16 protein-coding genes and 1 riboswitch are annotated in these 18,965 nt (G+C 60.4%); of the genes, 4 read left to right on the top strand and 12 right to left on the bottom strand.

Annotated elements, in window-relative coordinates:
• Positions 1–14 precede the first annotated feature (14 nt).
• Both EQV96_RS18720 and asd read left to right on the top strand, forming a co-directional pair.
• Positions 15–842 (top strand): rhodanese-like domain-containing protein, encoded by an 828-nt coding sequence (locus EQV96_RS18720; RefSeq protein WP_095017684.1) that lies wholly within the window; start codon positions 15–17, stop codon positions 840–842.
• Between the two features lie 9 nt (positions 843–851).
• Entirely contained in the window at positions 852–1,718 is an 867-nt protein-coding gene (asd, locus tag EQV96_RS18715; protein WP_095017685.1) for an archaetidylserine decarboxylase, read from the top strand.
• 115 nt (positions 1,719–1,833) lie between these two features.
• Here asd and serB read toward each other — a convergent pair whose 3' ends face one another.
• Positions 1,834–3,048 (bottom strand): phosphoserine phosphatase SerB, encoded by a 1,215-nt coding sequence (gene serB / locus EQV96_RS18710; protein WP_095000944.1) that lies wholly within the window; start codon positions 3,046–3,048, stop codon positions 1,834–1,836.
• 132 nt (positions 3,049–3,180) lie between these two features.
• Between serB and EQV96_RS18705 the strand changes: the two genes are divergently transcribed.
• Positions 3,181–4,728, top strand: a complete 1,548-nt coding sequence (locus EQV96_RS18705) for an AhpA/YtjB family protein (protein ID WP_095000943.1) — start codon at positions 3,181–3,183, stop codon at positions 4,726–4,728.
• Between the two features lie 121 nt (positions 4,729–4,849).
• Here EQV96_RS18705 and EQV96_RS18700 read toward each other — a convergent pair whose 3' ends face one another.
• The 9 genes from EQV96_RS18700 to EQV96_RS18660 form a co-directional block, all read right to left on the bottom strand.
• A complete protein-coding gene (locus EQV96_RS18700) occupies positions 4,850–5,554 on the bottom strand; it encodes an ABC-type transport auxiliary lipoprotein family protein (RefSeq protein WP_169916127.1) in 705 nt (234 codons plus the stop codon).
• Positions 5,555–5,733: 179 nt separating this feature from the next.
• Positions 5,734–7,998: a DNA topoisomerase IV subunit A gene (parC, locus tag EQV96_RS18695; RefSeq protein WP_095023823.1), complete on the bottom strand. Its 2,265-nt coding sequence runs from the start codon at positions 7,996–7,998 to the stop codon at positions 5,734–5,736.
• Between the two features lie 11 nt (positions 7,999–8,009).
• Complete coding sequence (locus EQV96_RS18690) at positions 8,010–8,531, bottom strand: TIGR02281 family clan AA aspartic protease (protein ID WP_095000940.1); 522 nt, start codon at positions 8,529–8,531, stop codon at positions 8,010–8,012.
• Positions 8,528–9,460 carry an esterase-like activity of phytase family protein gene (locus tag EQV96_RS18685; protein ID WP_240882273.1) on the bottom strand — a complete coding sequence of 311 codons (933 nt, stop codon included), beginning with the start codon at positions 9,458–9,460 and terminating at the stop codon, positions 8,528–8,530. Before EQV96_RS18685 ends, EQV96_RS18690 begins: the two co-directional genes overlap by 4 nt.
• Before the next feature lie 47 nt (positions 9,461–9,507).
• Positions 9,508–11,412, bottom strand: coding sequence for a DNA topoisomerase IV subunit B (parE, locus tag EQV96_RS18680; protein ID WP_095000938.1), 1,905 nt, complete (start codon positions 11,410–11,412; stop codon positions 9,508–9,510).
• A 51-nt stretch (positions 11,413–11,463) separates the two neighbouring features.
• Positions 11,464–12,072, bottom strand: coding sequence for a YqiA/YcfP family alpha/beta fold hydrolase (locus tag EQV96_RS18675; protein ID WP_138738630.1), 609 nt, complete (start codon positions 12,070–12,072; stop codon positions 11,464–11,466).
• 95 nt (positions 12,073–12,167) lie between these two features.
• Complete coding sequence (gene cpdA, locus EQV96_RS18670; protein ID WP_095000936.1) at positions 12,168–12,983, bottom strand: 3',5'-cyclic-AMP phosphodiesterase; 816 nt, start codon at positions 12,981–12,983, stop codon at positions 12,168–12,170.
• A gap of 114 nt (positions 12,984–13,097) precedes the next feature.
• A complete protein-coding gene (locus EQV96_RS18665) occupies positions 13,098–13,550 on the bottom strand; it encodes a DUF1249 domain-containing protein (RefSeq protein WP_095000935.1) in 453 nt (150 codons plus the stop codon).
• Positions 13,541–14,158, bottom strand: coding sequence for an NUDIX domain-containing protein (locus EQV96_RS18660; protein WP_095001096.1), 618 nt, complete (start codon positions 14,156–14,158; stop codon positions 13,541–13,543). The genes EQV96_RS18665 and EQV96_RS18660 overlap by 10 nt, the downstream gene beginning before the upstream one ends.
• 223 nt (positions 14,159–14,381) lie before the next feature.
• On the opposite strand from EQV96_RS18660, the gene EQV96_RS18655 reads away from it, so the two are divergent.
• Positions 14,382–15,128 carry an RsiV family protein gene (locus EQV96_RS18655; protein ID WP_095000934.1) on the top strand — a complete coding sequence of 249 codons (747 nt, stop codon included), beginning with the start codon at positions 14,382–14,384 and terminating at the stop codon, positions 15,126–15,128.
• Positions 15,129–15,233: 105 nt separating this feature from the next.
• Here the strand turns inward: EQV96_RS18655 and cytX are convergent, their stop codons facing one another.
• Together cytX and thiC are read right to left on the bottom strand one after the other, a co-directional pair.
• Positions 15,234–16,505 carry a putative hydroxymethylpyrimidine transporter CytX gene (gene cytX, locus EQV96_RS18650; protein ID WP_169916129.1) on the bottom strand — a complete coding sequence of 424 codons (1,272 nt, stop codon included), beginning with the start codon at positions 16,503–16,505 and terminating at the stop codon, positions 15,234–15,236.
• 140 nt (positions 16,506–16,645) lie between these two features.
• On the bottom strand, positions 16,646–18,535 hold the full coding sequence (gene thiC, locus EQV96_RS18645) for a phosphomethylpyrimidine synthase ThiC (RefSeq protein ID WP_133144743.1): 1,890 nt from the start codon (positions 18,533–18,535) through the stop codon (positions 16,646–16,648).
• 154 nt (positions 18,536–18,689) lie between these two features.
• A riboswitch (TPP riboswitch) is annotated at positions 18,690–18,795 on the bottom strand.
• Between the last annotated feature and the right edge of the window lie 170 nt (positions 18,796–18,965).

Genomic DNA, 18,965 nt, shown 5'->3' with positions numbered 1-18,965 from the left:
TCTGGAGGCTTCCTATGCCTGGCTTCTCTGGCTTGCCATTAGTGATCGAGCCCGGCGACCTGCTCGCCCGGCTCGACGCACCCGAACTGATCCTGGTTGACCTGACCAGTGTTGCACGCTACGAGGCCGGGCATATTCCGGGCGCCCGTTTTGTCGACCCGAAACGCACGCAACTGGGCTTGCCACCGGCACCCGGCCTGCTGCCGTCGCAAGCGTCACTCGAAACCCTGTTCGGCGAGCTGGGGCACAATCCCGACGCGGTCTATGTGGTCTATGACGACGAAGGCGGCGGCTGGGCCGGGCGGTTTATCTGGCTGCTTGATGTAATCGGGCACAAGGCATACCACTATCTGGACGGGGGCATTCACGCCTGGATTGGCGAAGGCTATGCCCTCAGTCAGGACGTGCCTGCCGCCGTCAATGGCCCGGTGGCGCTGACCTTGCACGATGAACCTACTGCCACCCGCGAGTACCTGCAAAGCCGCCTGGGCGCCGCCGACCTGGCGATCTGGGATGCACGCAGTGCCGCCGAATACAGCGGCGAAAAAGTGCTGGCGGCCAAGGGCGGGCATATCCCCGGGGCCAAGCATCTTGAGTGGACCACCGGCATGGATAAAACCCGTAACCTGCGTATCCGCCCGGACATGGCGCAGATCCTCAAGGATCTGGGCATCACGCCAGACAAAGAAGTGATTACCCACTGCCAGACCCACCACCGTTCCGGCTTTACCTATCTCGTCGCCAAGGCGCTCGGTTACCCGCGCGTCAAAGGCTACGCCGGCTCCTGGGGCGAATGGGGCAACCACCCCGACACCCCCGTCGAGCTACCTGTAAAAAATTAAGGACCTTGAATGAAAAAGCGTTTGTTCCTCCTCAGTCAGTACCTGTTGCCGCATCACCTGCTGTCACGCCTGGCCGGCTGTATTGCCGAATGCCGCGTACGCTGGTTCAAGAATGCGTTCACCAGCTGGTTCGCCAAGCGTTATCAGGTAGACATGTCCCAGGCCCTGGTTGAAGACGTGACCGCCTACGAGCACTTCAACGCCTTCTTTACCCGCGCCCTGAAAGACGGCGCCCGCCCGCTGGATCAAACTCCGGGTGCGGTGCTAAGCCCTGCCGATGGCGCGGTCAGCCAGCTGGGCCCGATCGAACACGGCCGCGTGTTCCAGGCCAAGGGCCACAGCTACAGCGTGCTGGAGCTGGTGGGTGGCGATGCTGCAGTAGCAGCCCAGTTTATGGGCGGCGAATTTGCCACCATCTACCTGTCGCCCAAGGACTACCACCGCGTGCACATGCCACTGGCGGGCACCCTGCGTGAAATGATCTACGTGCCGGGGCGCCTGTTCTCGGTCAACCAGACCACCGCCGAAAACGTGCCGGAGCTTTTTGCCCGCAACGAGCGTGCGGTGTGCATTTTTGACACCGAGCGCGGCCCGATGGCCGTGGTATTGGTCGGTGCCATGATCGTGGCATCCATTGAAACCGTGTTTGCCGGTCTGGTTACCCCGCCGAAACGCGAGCTGAAAACCTTCCGTTACGACGAAGCTGCCCGTGCGCCGATCCACCTGGAAAAAGGTGCCGAGCTGGGTCGTTTCAAACTGGGTTCGACGGCGATCGTGCTGTTTGGCGCGGATCAGGTGAAATGGGCCGAAGGCCTGACGGCAGGAACGCCGGTGATGATGGGTCAGAAAATGGGTGCACCGGCGCACGCCGAATAACCCATAACCCTGTGGGAGCGGGCTTGCTCGCGATGCTGGCAACTCGGTGCATCTGATTCACCGAGGTGATGCAATCGCGGGCAAGCTCGCTCCCACAGGTCATTTACAGGGGGGCTCAGCCCTGGCTGTTACGGTCACGCTGACCGAGCAGGTACAGCACGCCATCCAGGCCCAAAGTCGAAATTGCGTGCTTGGCCGATTTCTTGACCAGCGGCTTGGCACGGAATGCCACACCCAGCCCGGCAATCGCCAGCATCGGCAAATCATTGGCGCCATCACCGACCGCAATGGTCTGCTCCAGGCTCAAGCCTTCCTTTTGTGCCAGTTCGCGCAGCAAATCTGCCTTGCGCTGGGCATCAACAATCGGTTCGACCGCAACACCGGTCACCTTGCCGTCCACCACTTCCAGTTCGTTGGCAAAGACATAGTCGATGCCCAGCCTGGCCTGCACTTGTTTGGCAAAGTAGGTGAAACCGCCTGACAGAATCGCAGTTTTGTAACCCAGACGCTTGAGCTCGGCGAACAGCACTTCAGCGCCCTCGGTCAGGCGCAACGAAGCACCGATGGCATCCAGCACGCCCACGTCCAGGCCCTTGAGCAGCGCCATGCGCTCCTTGAAACTGGCCTTGAAATCCAGTTCGCCAGCCATCGCGCGCTCGGTGATGGCCGCCACTTGATCCCCCACGCCTGCCGCCTTGGCCAGCTCGTCGATCACTTCAGCTTCGATCAGCGTCGAGTCCATGTCGAACACCGCCAGGCGGCGATTGCGACGGAACAGGGTGTCTTCCTGCAGGGCGATATCCACGCCCAGCTCCTGGGCCAGGTTGAAGAAATCGGCACGCAGCGCGTCAACATCCACAGGCTCGCCACACACACGCAGCTCGATGCAGCTTTTGCTCGACTCGGTCGACGCATCCAGCGGCACGCGACCGGACAGGCGATCCGTCTGCTCAATGTTCAAACCGTGCTGGCTGATCACCGATGTCACGCGCTGCAGCTCATGGGCGGTCACCTGGCGGCTCATCAGCGTGACCACATGCCGGGTCTGGCTTTGTTCGTGGACCCAGCGCTGGTAATGCTCTTCGCTGATCGGGTCGAAACGCAGCTGCAAACCTTCCTTCGCGATTAAGGGCTGCAGGTCCTTGAGCACTGCCGAAACCAGCTCGGCTTGTGGAATTTCGACCAGAAAACCCAATGACAAAACGCCATGGATGGCGGCCTGACCGATGTCGAGAATATTCACACCATTGCTGGCCAGTACACCGGTAATGGCCGCAGTGAGACCCGGACGGTCCTCACCTGTGATGTTTATCAGGACGATTTCGCGCAAGGCACACCCCCATTCGCTAAAAAAAACGCATTCTACCCACTTTCAGTGACCATCGGGCACCGCCAAGGCTTTGCCGCCCTCAGGCCGCTCGCTATACTGCGCACCAACTTAACGGACTAAGAGCCGCGCTCAGTGAACCGGCCATCGCCTGTCAAAACCGATAACTTCTTCCTGCTGATCTTCCGGGCCCTGCGCGATCGCCGCGTTCCGCTTGCTCTGCGTATCGCCAGCCATAACGTGATCCTGGTCGCCCTGGCACTGGTCATCTATGCCGTGGTCATGGGCCTGCAATTCAAGCAGGCCATGCACGAACAGGCCGACGCCCTGGGGCAGAGCCTGACCACGCAAACCGCCACCTCGGCGACCGAGCTGCTGGTGTCAAACGACATCCTCAGCCTCAACGTGCTGCTCAACAACCTGACCAAAAACCCGCTGGTGGCCCACGCGGCCATTTATAGCGTGGATAACCGTATCCTCGCCGAAGCCGGGCAACGTCCCAAAAATGGCCTGCTGGGCGAAACCGAGGGTGTGTATCAAACCAAGATCACCTTTCAGGATGTGACCGCTGGGCATCTGCGCATCAGCCTGGACATGCACCAGTTCGAGCAGCCGATGACCATCAGCCTGCAAAGCATGGGCATTTTGAGTGCCATCCTGCTGGCCCTTGCCCTGGCCTTAAGCTTGCGTCTGGGCCGTCATATCACCACGCCCCTGCTGCAACTGCGGGTATGGCTGCGCGAACCCGACCCTTACACCCCGGCCATCCAGCGCCAGGATGAGATCGGCGACCTGGCTCGTCAGCTCCACACCCGCCTGGCCCCTCCGGCACCAGAGCCTGAGCCGGAACCAGAAGAAGACGACTACGACGACAGCGACTACGAAGAGGCCGAAGACAACGAGCCGAGCTTTGAAGTGCGCAACCTGAGTGACCCGACGTTCGATGAGACTGCAGCGGCACCTGCGCCCAAGGCTGCACCTCGACAGTTGGTGAGCACCGAAGAAGACGAGAACGACGACGAAGACCCGTTTGCCGACCTGCGCGACACCAGCACGGCGAGTGCCGCGCCGGTTGCCCTGGCCAAACCAAAACCGGTCGCATCTGCGGCGCCGCAACCGAGTGCCGTACTCGCGGTGCAACTGGGGGCACAAGAGCAATTGCGCCGCCTGCCCCGCGCCCGATTGATGGAACTGCTGGAACGCTATCGTGATTGTCTGAACCAGGCAGCCTCGCTGTACCAAAGCGAACTGCATACGCTGAACGATGGCAGCACACTGATGCTGTTCCACAGTGAAGACAGCGGCGACGACTACCTGACCAACGCCATTTGCTGCGGCGAGCTGCTGCGTGCATTGGGTCACGCCCTGCAGATCGAAGTGGCAGACAGCGGCATTACCCTGCAATTGCAGTTGGGCCTGGTGCTGGGTGAAGGCCTGAGCGGCATGAGTCAGATTGACCTGCTGCTGACCGAAACGGCGCAGGATGCACTGGCCTTGTCGCAACACAGCCGCAACCTGTTGCTGGTAGAGCGCAAGATCAGCGATGACCCGCTGATCCGCCAGCGTGCCCGAATCCGCCCGATTGCCAGCCCGGAAGGCGCCTGCTGCGTAGAGCGCCTGATGGAGCCTTACCCTTCGATGCTGGAGCGCCAGCTGGCGCGGATGCACGAGAGTCGCGGGTAGCCAAAGCCAAGAGCACCATCACCCTGGCCCTCTCCCTCCGGGAGAGGCGTGGTGAGGGGCTTTTGACCTGCCATAAAAAATCCCGCACATGTGCGGGATTTTTTTGTTTCTGGCCACAGCCTCAGAAGCGGAAGATTTCCATATCCGTGCGTATCGGTGAGGCCATCGGGATACGAGGTTTATCCGCACCCTGCTTGGGGGCTGCCTTGGACGGCGCCTTGGGCGCTTCCACCAGAGGCGGCTGGTTGGCCAGAGGCTTGAGTGCCACCGCCAATTGCTCGCTCAACTGTTGCAACAACTTGCCCTGAGCCTTGACCTGGTCCGCCGTACTGCCCCCGTGCGGCTGCTCCAGGTGCACGATGCGGTTGTCACGCACTTGCCCGCGACGGTCAATCAAGCGCCATTGTGCGTCCAGCACTGCAGGCAGATCCTTGCCCGAGTCCAGCCGAGTGATCGACAACAACACTTGCACATCCGGGCTGAAGCCCGCAGGTGCAGGGGCCTGGACCACACGCTGGCTGTCCAGGCGCCATGCCAGTTGGCGCACCAGCAGCTGGTCGATATCTGCCGACAGGCTACCCGCCCATCGTCCGTCAGTCGCAGCGCTCAAACTGCCATCAGGCTGGCGTTGCAGCAAGGTTTCGCGTTGCAGGTAGTCGGCCACGCTGATCGGGCCAAGTACCACAGCCATGCCGGCGCTTTGCGCGGGCTGGCCGGGGGTGCCGCTGTCCAGTTGGTACAAGGCCGCTGGCTGGTGCGTGCTGCACCCCGCCAGACCCAACACACCGGTCAGCAACGCAATTAAAGGAAGGCGTAGAACGTTCATCATTCCATCCAGGTGGCCGCCTCAGGGCGAGCCGCAGTGTAATTCTCGAAAGGCTCGCAAAGCACATTGCCATAAGCCGTGCCGCTAACGCGGCATATCATCCGCGAATATTGGGCATGACTCCAGCGCTGTCGCGCCGATCTGCGCTTAAAAACGCAGGCCGGGCGCACTAAACAGGCTTAATTGGGGGTTTCTACCAACAAGGCATCCACACGCTGGAACCCACGAGGCAGTTTGTTGCCACGACGGCCACGCTCACCTTTGTAGTGTTCCAGGTCATCCGCCTTGAGCGTCAAGGTACGCTTGCCCGCCTGCAATACCAATGCGGCATTGTCTGGAAGTACCGCGATGTCAGTCACGTACTCTTCGCGGCTGGCCACGCGATCGCCGGGGATGCCGATGATCTTGTTGCCCTTGCCCTTGCCCAGCTGCGGCAGATCGCTGACTTTGAAGATCAACAGGCGCCCTTCAGTGGTTACCGCCGCCAGCCAGTTGTGCTCGCGATCGGACACCGGCCGCGGCTGCATCACCTGCGCGCCTTTGGGCAGACTGAGCAATGCCTTACCTGCCTTGTTCTTGGCCTGCAGGTCTTCTCCCTTGACCACAAACCCGTAACCGGCGTCGGAAGCAATCACATACAGCGCATCGTCTTCCGGTAACAACACACACTCGAATGTGGCGCCCGGAGGCGGGGTCAGACGACCGGTCAGCGGTTCGCCCTGACCACGGGCCGACGGCAAGGTGTGCGCAGCCACTGAGTAGCTGCGCCCCGTGGAGTCGATAAACACCGCAAACTGGTTGGAACGCCCTGCAGCGGCGGTTTTGTAACCATCCCCCGCTTTATAGGACAGGCCGGTAGCGTCCAGGTCGTGGCCTTTACCGCAACGTACCCAGCCTTTCTCCGAGAGCACCACCGTGACCGCTTCAGTCGGCACCAGCTCGTTTTCCGATAGGGCTTTGGCTTCTGCGCGGGCCACGATTGGCGAACGACGATCATCGCCGTAGGTTTTGGCGTCTTCCAGCAGTTCAGTGCGCACCAGCTTTTTCAGCTTGGCTTCGCTGCCCAGCAAGGTTTGCAGCTTGGCTTGCTCTTTACGCAGCGCATCCTGCTCGTCGCGCAGCTTCATCTCTTCCAGACGGGCCAGTTGGCGCAGGCGCGTATCAAGGATGTAATCAGCCTGGGTTTCACTCAGGGCAAAGCGTGCAATCAGCTCGGCCTTGGGGTGTTCCTCGGTGCGAATGATATGGATCACTTCATCGAGGTTCAGGTAAGCGGTGAGCAAACCGTCCAACAGGTGCAGGCGGCGCTCGACTTTATCGAGGCGGAACTGCAAGCGACGGCGCACGGTGTTGACGCGGAATTCCAGCCATTCCACCAGCAGGGCACGCAGGTTTTTCAGCTGCGGCTTGCCGTCCAGGCCGATGATATTGATGTTGACCCGGAACGTGGACTCAAGCTCGGTGACAGCGAACAAGTGCTGCATCAGCTCGTCGAGATCGACCTTGTTGTTGCGCGGAATGATGACGATACGGCACGGGTTTTCATGGTCGGACTCATCGCGCAGGTCGGTTACCATCGCCAGCTTGGTCGGCTTGGCCTGCATCAGCGCGGCGATCTGCTCCAACACCTTGGCACCCGACACCTGATGCGGCAGTGCAGTGACCACGATGTCGCCGTCTTCGATGTGATACACCGCACGCATGCGCACCGAACCACGGCCGGTCTGATAGATCTTCAGCAGGTCGGCGCGCGGGGTGATGATTTCAGCTTCGGTCGGGTAGTCCGGGCCTTGAATGTGTTCGCACAATTGCTCAACCGTGGCTTTCGGCTCGTCGAGCAAACGCACGCACGCCGCCGCCACTTCACGCAGGTTGTGCGGCGGCACATCGGTGGCCATGCCGACGGCGATGCCGGTGGTGCCATTGAGCAGGATATTGGGCAAACGTGCCGGTAAAACCGCAGGTTCGTCGAGGGTACCGTCAAAGTTCGGTACCCAGTCCGCCGTGCCCTGGCCCAATTCGCTGAGCAGGACCTCGGAGTAACGCGACAGGCGAGCTTCGGTGTAACGCATGGCGGCGAACGACTTGGGATCGTCCGGCGCACCCCAGTTGCCCTGGCCGTCGACCAAGGTGTAGCGATAGCTGAACGGCTGTGCCATCAGCACCATCGCTTCGTAGCAGGCCGAGTCGCCGTGAGGGTGGAATTTACCGAGCACGTCACCGACGGTACGCGCCGATTTTTTGTGCTTGGAGTCAGCGTCCAGGCCCAACTCGCTCATGGCGTAAACAATACGCCGCTGTACGGGCTTGAGGCCGTCGCCGATATGCGGCAAGGCCCGATCCATGATGACGTACATGGAGTAGTTGAGGTAGGCCTGTTCGGTGAAGTCGGCCAGTGACCGGCGTTCTACGCCGTCCAGGCTGAGATCAAGGGAGTCGCTCATGCGGACCTCATTCAGTTCGTTGTCTGGCGCAGCAGCATGGTGCCGCCGCGCTGGGTAAATTCAAGTTTGTTCAGCGCACTCATGCCCAGCAGCACCTGCTCGCCGTCCAGCCCGGGGGCCGCTACAGCTCGCACATCGCGCAGCACAATGGCGCCCAGCTGCAGGCGATCGATGCGGGTCTGGTAGCCCTGGGTGCGGCCATTGGCGGTGCTCAGGGTCACCGGGAGGCCCTTGGGCAGTGCCAGTTGCCTGGCCAGATCCAGCGGTACTGCCACATCGGTGGCACCGGTATCGAGTAAAAATTCCACCGGCACGTTGTTGATCCGGCCACTGGCGACGAAATGGCCCTGCACGTTGCCGAGCAGTTTGACTTCGATATAACCCTCGCCTTGTTGCGAGGTCACTTCGGTATTGGGGTTTTGCTGACGCTGTTCCCAGCGCCCGAAAAACTGCGTGGCCAGGTACAGGCCCGCGCACCAGGCCACGATCATGAAGATACGCCCCACGCCTTTGCCCGGTGCTTGCTGGCTCATTGCTTGGCACTCCAGCCACCTTGCGGTGCAGCAAAGCGCCAGACGATGGGACGTTTTTCGCTATCGGCGCGTCTATGGCTGCCGTTGTCGACCCCGACCCAGGCACCCTTGGCATCCAGGCTCAGGGCCTCGGTGTTGCCATAGCCGGTGTTGTAACGCCGGGCATCGGTCAGGGCATCATTGGCAAACGACCAACAGCGTTCGATCTCGCCCGTATCCAGGGTACGCCGGCAAATGCGATAGGCCATGCGCTCAAGGGTAAACAGCTTGTCCTCGAACAGCGCCAGGTCGGCAAAGTCCTTTGCCTGGGCCTTGGCGTTGAGTTGCGTCGGCGGCTGTTCAAGACCGCCTTCGCTCATCAGCACGCAGCCGTTTTCGCAGTCCCATACACTCTGTTTTTTGCGAATCGTCAGCAAGCCACGGCGCTCACGCTCGGCCGCCAGCCATATCTGATTACCCTGCGGGTTGACGGCAATCCCCTCAAACAGCGCATTGAAATGCAGCAACATGCCGCTGGCACGGGCCTGACGCACCAGCGCCGGGTCGATTTTAAGCCATGAAGGCGCCCCGGCCTGAGGGATTTGCAGTACCGCTGCATGGGACTCACTGACCACGAACCGGTTGCCCGCCTCATCGCAACTGATCCCTTCAAAGTCCAGCTCGCCGCCGCGCAACGGGCTGATGGCCTTGCCCATCATGCGCACGCCCCACGGCAAGCCGCTTTCCGGCGCTGGCGGCACATCGACAGGCATGGCTTCGGCCTGCCACAGAGACTCGCGGGTATCGAGGCGATAAATCTGATCATCATCACGATCAGACACCGCCCACAGCTCACCCGAACATAATGCCAGCCCGGACAGATTGCCACCGCGCATGCCTTCAACCGGATGCTCTGACTGCAACGCCAGTTCTGGCCAGGTATCGGCCATGACCGGCGCAGCACCCAAACAGAACAAGCCCAGCAAGGCACTGCGCATCAGGCCAGCACCTGCGCCAGGTTGCCTTTGGATTCGAGCCAGGACTTGCGGTCACCGGCGCGTTTCTTGGCCAGCAGCATGTCCATCATTTCTGACGTGGCGGCGAAGTCTTCAAGAGTGAGTTGCACCAGGCGACGGGTGTTCGGATCCATCGTGGTTTCGCGCAGCTGTGGCGGGTTCATCTCACCCAGCCCCTTGAATCGTGTGACTTGCGGCTTGCCGCGTTTTTTCTCGGCGACAAGACGGTCAAGAATGCCGTCGCGCTCGGCTTCGTCCAGGGCGTAGAAGATCTCCTTGCCCAGGTCGATGCGGTACAGCGGCGGCATCGCCACATAGACGTGACCGGCATCCACCAGCGGGCGGAAGTGCTGCACAAACAATGCACAGAGCAAGGTAGCAATGTGCAGGCCGTCGGAGTCGGCGTCGGCAAGGATGCAGATCTTGCCGTAACGCAACTGGCTCATATCGGCCGCGCCCGGATCGACACCGATGGCCACAGCGATATTGTGCACTTCCTGGCTCGCCAGCACTTCGCTGCCGTCGACTTCCCAGGTGTTGAGGATCTTGCCGCGCAACGGCAGGATCGCCTGGAACTCCTTGTCCCGCGCCTGCTTGGCCGAGCCGCCTGCAGAATCACCTTCCACCAGGAACAGCTCGGAGCGCATCGGGTCTTGCCCGGCGCAGTCCGCCAGCTTGCCCGGCAAGGCCGGCCCCTGGGTAATGCGCTTGCGTTCGACCTTTTTACTGGCCTTGAGCCTGCGCCCGGCGTTGTTGATCGCCAGTTCGGCCAGTTGCATGCCCAACTCGGGGTTGGCGTTGAGCCACAGGCTGAAGGAGTCCTTGATCACGCCCGAGACAAATGCCGCCGCCTCACGGGATGACAGACGCTCTTTGGTCTGACCCGAGAACTGGGGTTCCTGCATTTTCATCGACAGCACGAACGCAATGCGCTCCCACACATCTTCAGGCGCCAGCTTGACACCCCGCGGCAGCAGGCTGCGGAACTCGCAGAACTCGCGCATGGCATCGAGCAAGCCCTGGCGCAGGCCGTTGACGTGGGTACCGCCCTGGGCCGTAGGGATCAGGTTGACGTAGCTTTCCTGCACGCTGTCGCCGCCCTCGGGCAGCCACAGCAAGGCCCAGTCGATGGCTTCCTTGTTACCGGCCAGGCTGCCGCAGAACGGCTCGTCGGGCAGGCGTTCAAATTCGCTGACTGCATCGACCAGATACGAGCGCAGGCCGTCTTCGTAATGCCACTCGACCTTTTCGTTGGTGTTTTTGTCTTCGAACGTAACCAGCAGCCCCGGGCACAGCACGGCCTTGGCCTTGAGCACGTGCTTGAGGCGGCTGACGGAAAACTTGGGTGAATCGAAGTATTTCGGGTCCGGCGCGAAGTACACGCTGGTGCCGGTGTTGCGTTTGCCCACGGTGCCGATAATTTCCAGATCGGTGGCTTTATAGCCATCGGCAAAGGTCATCTGGTACTCGTTGCCGTCACGCTTGACCTTGACCCGCACCAGCGTCGACAGCGCGTTGACCACCGAGATGCCCACACCGTGCAGGCCACCGGAGAACTGGTAGTTCTTGTTGGAGAACTTGCCGCCCGCGTGGAGCTTGGTGAGGATCAGCTCGACGCCCGGCACACCCTCTTCAGGGTGGATGTCCACCGGCATGCCGCGCCCGTCATCGCTAACTTCCAGCGAATGATCGGCGTGCAGGATGACGTTGACCGACTTGGCGTGACCGGCCAGGGCCTCGTCGACGCTGTTGTCGATGACTTCCTGGGCCAGGTGGTTGGGCCGGCTGGTGTCGGTATACATGCCGGGGCGTTTGCGCACCGGGTCGAGGCCCGAGAGGACTTCGATGGCGTCGGCGTTATAAGAGCTAGCGCTGGGAGTGGCCATAGGGTCTCGTCGTTAGTCGTAAGTGAAAAAAAGGGCCATTCGACGGGCGCCTTAAAGGGCCGCGAAGTCGATGGTTTCAAACTGTTCGGCGCCGATCCCTGCAAAGTTCAGCAAGTCGGGCAGCTGCTGGGCAAAGCCCTGATAACTGTGATCACCGCCCGCCTCAATACGCAACGTACATGCCGCGTAGTACTGTTCAGCGTAGCGGTAGTCCAGGGTTTCATCGCCTGTCTGCAACCACACCTGACAACGCTGCGCGTCCTGAGGGGCTGGCACTTCAAGTTCTGCCAGCGCCTGCACGTGATCGAGGGTCAGTTCCCAGGTTTCGCCGCTGTAGTGATTGGTTTGCGTGCCCAGATAGCCGTCGAACATCCGGTGCGGGCTGACGGCCGGATTGATCAGCAAGGCCTTGAGGCCGTATTGGCGGGCCAGCCATGTCGCATAGTAGCCGCCGAGCGAGCTGCCGACCAGCAATGGGCTGCCAAGCTCACTGATTACGCCCTGCAATTGGGCAATGGCCTGGCGCGGATGATGGTGCAGGGCAGGCACCCGCAGCTGCCCGCCAAGGCCCATGCTGTGCATAGCCGACGTCAACTGCATGGCTTTCTTGGACTCGGGGGCACTGTTGAACCCGTGGATATACAAGATGGAACCTGACATGCGATGACCCCCGAAGACCCGTTAAGCTGAACACAGCAACAATAAAGGCGCGCAGTTTAGCCTGACTCAGGGGCAATGACTCGCTTCAAGATAATTCAGTAATTGTTGGCGCTGTAATCCGGCTCAAAGGTGAAATCTGCCAGGCGCGACACGCCGGTTTGCAGAGTGCCGTCCGGTTGCAAGCGCAGCCAGCGATAGCCCGGTGCCTCGCCGCTGACCTTGAAGTCTGGGCTGCCCACCGCGAACTGGATGCAGGTAGAGGGCGTGGCCAGCAATCGAACGTCGTTGCGCTGCTGGTCGAACGCCTGATGAACATGCCCCCACAGTACCGCCCGGGCCTGGGGATAACGGTCCATGACCGACCAGAATTCTTTGGCATTGCGCAGACCGATCGGCTCCAGCCACGGGCAGCCCACCGACACCGGGTGGTGATGCAGGCACACCAGGTGATGGCGATCGGGGGCTTCGCTCAAGGATTGGGCCAGCAATTGCAACTGATCGTCCTCCAGGTAACCGGGGGTGGAGTGGGGAACTGCCGAGTTGAGCAGCGTAATGCGCCAATTGCCAATATCGACCACCGGCTCCAGAAGACGGCTTTGCACGGCCGCTTCACGCATCTGCGCAACTTGATCGTGGTTGCCGGGGATCCAGCGGCCAAAGGGTGCCAACGGCGCGGTCAGTGTGCGAAAGCGTTGATAAGCCTCGACACTGCCGTCCTGGGTCAGATCACCAGTGGCCAGCAGGCCGTCAATATGCGGCTGCTCGGCCTGCACCAGATCAATCACTTGTTGCAGGCTTTGCGCGGTCTTGAGCCCCAGCAGCGAGCCATCCGCTTCTGCAAACAGGTGGCTGTCAGAGAGCTGCACCAGCAGCACCGGGTCTTCGGTGGTCAGCGTGGATACATTCGGCAAGGTGGCTCTCCCGGGGAGGGTCAGTGAATGGCGCGATTATGCCATTGAGTATGGCCATTATGGGAGTAAGCGCCTTGATCCAGAGGCCAGTTTTTTGGTGCGCTTGCCAGGATTTCAGCGCACTTCTGCGTACTCATGGCCACAGGCCAGGCAATGACTTAGCCACTCACCCAAAAACACATTGAGCTGGGCCTTTTCGTCGGGCTGGTGCATGGCGATATTGGGGTAGGGATAAATGCTGCGAAAACGCCGCGCATGCTCGGCCGCGACCACTTCGGCCATGCGCGCATCGTGATACACCTGCACCTGCAATTGAGGCACCGGCAACCACGGCAAGCTGTGCTCCTGGCTGACACGCAGGGTGCTGGTGTACGGGCAATCGAGGATCACCTCCAGCGTCAGCACGCCCAGCATCTGATCGCCCTGGGTCACGGCAATCTGGCGCGGGCCGGGTTGCTCGCGCATTTCGGGCAACAAACGCATCAGGCGCGCATAGTTGGCCTCGCAAGCGGCCTGCAGCCCGATCAGATCGACCCGATAACGATCGCGAACCCCATTTACGACCATAACCCCCTCACTTCAGCGCGATTAAGCGCCAGCCATTGCAGGGCAATAATGCTCGCTGCATTGGAAATACGCCCATCACGTACTGCTTGCAGCGCATCTTCGTACGCCCATACCGTTACACGAATATCTTCTGCCTCTTCCTCCAGACCATGCAAGCCCCCGACGCCCTCAGTGCTGCAACGCCCGAGATAGAGATGAACAAACTCGGTGCTGCCCCCCGGCGACGGGAAGTAGCGAGTGATCGGCCACAACGACGAGAACGTCAGCCCGGCCTCTTCCTCACCTTCACGGTGAGCCACTTCCTCGGGCACTTCAGCCTTGTCGATCAGCCCGGCAACCAGCTCGATCAGCCAGGGCGTGTCAGTCTTGCCCAGGGCGCCGACGCGGAACTGCTCGATCAGTACCACTTCATCACGCTGCGGGTCGTAGGGCAGCACACAGACTGCATCATGTCGTACAAACACCTCACGACTGATCTCGCGACTCATGCCTCCGGCAAAGAGTTCGTGTCGCAGATGCACCCGATCAAGCTTGTAAAAACCCTGATAACCGTTCTCGCGCTTTACGATCTCGACGGTGCTTGGCCTGGCCTTGGTGATGTCAGTCATTACAAACCCCTTGCTGGCGAATTTCACCGTGGGCGGACCCTCGGCATCGCGCATCCTAACGCGCCAGAGACTGCGGATGCAGCCTCTTTTCTAACACGGGGATAGACGGATCGCCTGCAAAACAACTCTAATTGGCTCTACATAAGCTTAGTGGCGAACCGATGCCCATGCTGGCAGTCGAACCACCATCACTCCCCCACTCTTCCGACGATGAAGGACGACCATGTCGCTTTTAAAGTTTGCTTCCATGACTTGCATCGCCCTGACCCTGGGCGCTTGCCAAAGCGTGTTCCAGCCTGCGGTGCAAAAGCCGTTGGCGTTTGCCAATGACGCTTCCGAGCAAGTCAAGGCAGGCTGCACCGGCCAGGATTGCCCGCTGGTGAACATCGATACACTGCATTTTCCCGACGCCCCCAAGCTCGATGCGCTGATCGAAAATCGCCTGTTGCGAATGACCGTCAATTCGCCTGAGGACAAACTGGCGCCCTCGCTCAACGCCTATCGCGAACACTTCCTGCGTACGGCCGACAGCCGTAACAGCACTTATTTGCAGGCCAAGGTACGCGAGCAGCATGACGGTCTGGTGATTGTCGAGCTTTCCAGCTACCTGGATACCGGGGGCGCCCATGGCATGCCGGGCCGCGGCTTTATCAACTACTCGCGCTCACAGCAAAAGGACGTGACCCTGCAGGACATGCTGCTGCCGGGTCAGGAACAGGCTTTCTGGGGTGCAGCCAAAGTGGCTCACAACAACTGGCTGATCAGCAGCCATTACGGCAGCGACCCGGAGTTCGTGAAAAACTGGCCGTTCGAGAAAACTCCGCATGTAGCGCTGCTCAAAGACAACGTAGTGCTCAAGTACGACGTGTACAGCATTGCGCCGTATTCTGAGGGCCATGTTGAGTTGAAGATTCCGTACTCGCGTTTGAACGGGATCTTAAAGCCAGAGTGGTTTCCGGGTCGCGGGTAACGCCAACCGCCCCTGTGGCAGCGGGCTAGCTCGCGATGGGATCGATACGGTTTCACTGGAAAACCGCGTCGCCAGCATCGCGAGCTAGCCCGCTCCCACAGTGTGCTAGGCCGTTTTTGACCCGCGCCCCAACAGCCACTGCAACCCGCCGGCCAGCAACAACGCGGGCAATGTTGCGCCTACATCCGGCAGCACGTTCGCCAGCAGGTGATAAGTCAGCACCCCGCCCAGCCAGGCCAGCAGCGTCGGCCAGCGCCACAACTCAGGCGCAACCCGGGCACTGCGCTGGCGCAGGATAAAGTGATCCACCAGCACCACGCCGAACAATGGCGCGAACACCGAACCAATCAGCAACAGAAAGTTCTGGTACTGCGCCAGCGGCGCAAAGCAGGCGATCAAGGTGCAGACCACGCCGATGGCCAGGGCCAGATGTTCGACTTTCAAACGCAACAGAATCCCGCCTGACACCGCCGCCGAGTGAATATCGGCAAATGCGTTTTCCGACTCATCGAGCAAAATCAGCAGCAGCGGAATCCCCAGCCCGGCCCCTGCCAGCGCCAACAGCAGCGCATTCACTTCACCACTCGGGGCGAATGCCAGGGTGTAAGCCACGCCCAGGCTCATCAGCCAGAAGTTACCGATAAAGAAGCCCAAGGCCGTGCCGCCGAACACGTTTTGTGCACGCTTGCCGAAGCGTGAGTAATCCGCAATCAGCGGCAACCACGACAGCGGCATGGCAATGGCAATGTCAAAACCCACTGCGAACGGCAGCGAACCATCGCCTTTTTGCGCCCACAGCGCTGGCAGATCGGCTTTGGCAAACAGGTTCCAGGTCAGCCATAGACAGGCCGCCAGCAGTAACCAGATACCCCATTTGCGCAGAATCTTGCGCACAAAGGTCAATGGCCCGCTCACCGCAAGCAAGGTGGCCAAGGCGCCGAACAACAGCGTCAGCAACAGGGGGTTGCTCAACAGGCTGCCTTCGCCAAAAGCCCGGGCGCCAAGCAGGCTGGCTGCGTCGCGCATCACGATGATTTCAAACGAGCCCCAGCCGATCAGTTGCAGCACGTTGAGCATGGCCGGGAGCATGGCACCGCGGCTGCCCAGGCTGAGCTTGAGCGCAGCCATCGACGACAGGCCGGTATCGCTGCCAATCACACCGACCGAAGCCAATAGCGACACGCCTACCAGCGTGCCGAGAAAAATCGCCAGCAATGAACCCGACAGTCCCAGCCCCGGCGCAAGCAACGCGCCGGTCTGCAACACCATCAGGCCAATGCCGAGGGAGAACCACAGGGAGAACAAATCGCGACCGCCGAATGCACGCCGATCCAGAGGGACAGCAAGGTCGGGAGAGTAAGTACCGGGTGTGTTCAAGGAATGAATCCCACAAAGAGAAAACCGCCTAAAAAACCTGTGGGAGCGAGCTTGCTCGCGATGCAATCAACTCGGTGCAGCTGAATCACCGAGGTGCTGCAATCGCGAGCAAGCCCGCACCCACAAGGGGACTGCTTACATCACACTTTTTTGTACAGCTGACTGCCTTCCTGCTTGAAGCGCTCGGCCTGTTCGGCCAGGCCTTTGGCCACATCCACGTCGATGGCATCTATGCGCTGGTTGGCGGCGTAGATACGAACTTCCTGGGTGATTTTCATCGAGCAGAACTTCGGCCCGCACATGGAGCAGAAATGCGCGACCTTGGCCGAATCCTTGGGCAGCGTTTCGTCGTGATAGGAGCGCGCCGTGTCCGGATCCAGGCCCAGGTTGAACTGATCTTCCCAACGGAACTCAAAACGCGCCTTGCTCAGGGCGTTGTCGCGGATCTGAGCGCCTGGATGACCCTTGGCAAGGTCGGCAGCATGGGCCGCGATCTTGTAGGTGATGATCCCGGTCTTCACGTCATCCTTGTTCGGCAGGCCCAAGTGTTCCTTGGGCGTCACGTAGCAAAGCATGGCGCAACCGAACCAGCCGATCATCGCCGCACCAATGCCCGAGGTGATGTGGTCGTAACCCGGCGCAATGTCGGTGGTCAGCGGGCCGAGGGTGTAGAACGGCGCCTCGTCACAGCACTCCAGCTGCTTGTCCATGTTCTCCTTGATCAACTGCATCGGCACGTGGCCAGGGCCTTCGATCATGCACTGCACGTCGTGCTTCCAGGCGATCTTGGTCAGCTCGCCAAGGGTTTCCAGCTCGCCGAACTGCGCCGCGTCATTGGCGTCGGCAATCGATCCCGGACGCAAGCCATCGCCCAGCGAGAAGCTGACGTCGTAGGCTTTCATGATTTCGCAGATTTCGTCGAAGTGGGTGTAAAGGAAGTTTTCTTTGTGGTGCGCCAGGCACCACTTGGCCATGATCGAACCACCACGGGACACAATCCCGGTCACGCGCTTGGCGGTCAGCGGCACATAACGCAGCAGCACACCTGCGTGGATGGTGAAGTAGTCCACGCCCTGCTCGGCCTGCTCGATCAGGGTGTCGCGGAACAGCTCCCAGGTCAGGTCTTCGGCCACGCCGTTGACCTTTTCCAGCGCCTGGTAAATCGGCACCGTACCAATCGGCACCGGCGAGTTGCGGATGATCCACTCGCGGGTTTCGTGAATGTGCTTGCCGGTGGACAGGTCCATGACCGTGTCCGATCCCCAGCGAATGCCCCAGGTCAGCTTGGCCACTTCTTCTTCAATAGAAGAGCCCAGCGCACTGTTGCCGATATTGCCGTTGATCTTCACCAGGAAGTTGCGACCGATGATCATCGGTTCCAGCTCAACGTGGTTGATGTTGGCCGGGATGATGGCGCGGCCGCGGGCGATTTCATCACGCACGAATTCGGCGGTGATTTCTTTCGGGATGCTCGCGCCAAAGCTGTGGCCCGGATGCTGCTGGTCAAGCAAACCGGCGGCGCGGGCTTCCTGCAGCTTCATGTTTTCGCGGATGGCGACGTATTCCATCTCGGCGGTGATGATGCCCTGACGCGCATAGTGCATCTGGCTGACGTTGGCACCGGCCTTGGCCCGACGCGGGTTCTTCACGTGGGCGAAGCGCAGTTTGGTCAACTCTGCATCTTCAAGGCGCATCTGCCCAAAGTTGGAGCTCAGGCCCGGCAGGCGCTCGGTGTCGTCACGGTCGTCAATCCACGCCGAGCGCACATCGTCCAGACCTTTGCGCACATCAATTTGCACCGACGGGTCGGTATACGGGCCCGAAGTGTCGTAGATCAATACCGGGGCGTTCACTTCACCGCCAAAATCGGTAGGTGTGACATCCAGGCTGACTTCACGCATCGGCACCAGAATGTCCGGGCGCGAACCCTGTACGTAGACTTTTTGCGAGCGGGTAAACGGCTTGACCGACTGCTCATCGACCTTGGCCGAATCACTGAGATTGATCGCGTTTTTTGGTTTTGTACTCATCACGGCTCTCCAGACTGCATCCAGGCGGATTGTCGGAGGGAGAACCTGAAAAATGTACGGATGCACCCAAGGACTGGGTGCTGAGTGACGGCCTCGAATGATTGATCATTTTTTGACCAATCAATCCCGGACAGCACTCAAGAGGACTCGCCGGGAGACGAGAAATCTTGTTCCCTACGCAGGCGTTAACCTGATCAGGTTCAACGGGATCCGAAATTATTCGATCTCAGCCTCATAGCAAGGCACCCCGACAAGAACGCGCCCAGTCTAGAGAAGAGTGAGGCAGAACGCCAACCCCTCAATCAATGGCGTGATAAAAGGCGCAAGAACGGCATTGTTGCAAGGTGCCACCACTACTACACTCGCTACTTCTTGAAACCGCGAGTCGGACTCGGGCTTTCATTTTTCGCATTCTTGAACTAGGGATCGC

The organism is Pseudomonas sp. TMW22080 (genome assembly GCF_022496745.1).
Lineage (GTDB): Bacteria > Pseudomonadota > Gammaproteobacteria > Pseudomonadales > Pseudomonadaceae > Aquipseudomonas > Aquipseudomonas bubulae.
Note: the sequence above shows the minus strand (reverse complement) of the source record. Positions and strands in the feature narration are given on the sequence as shown.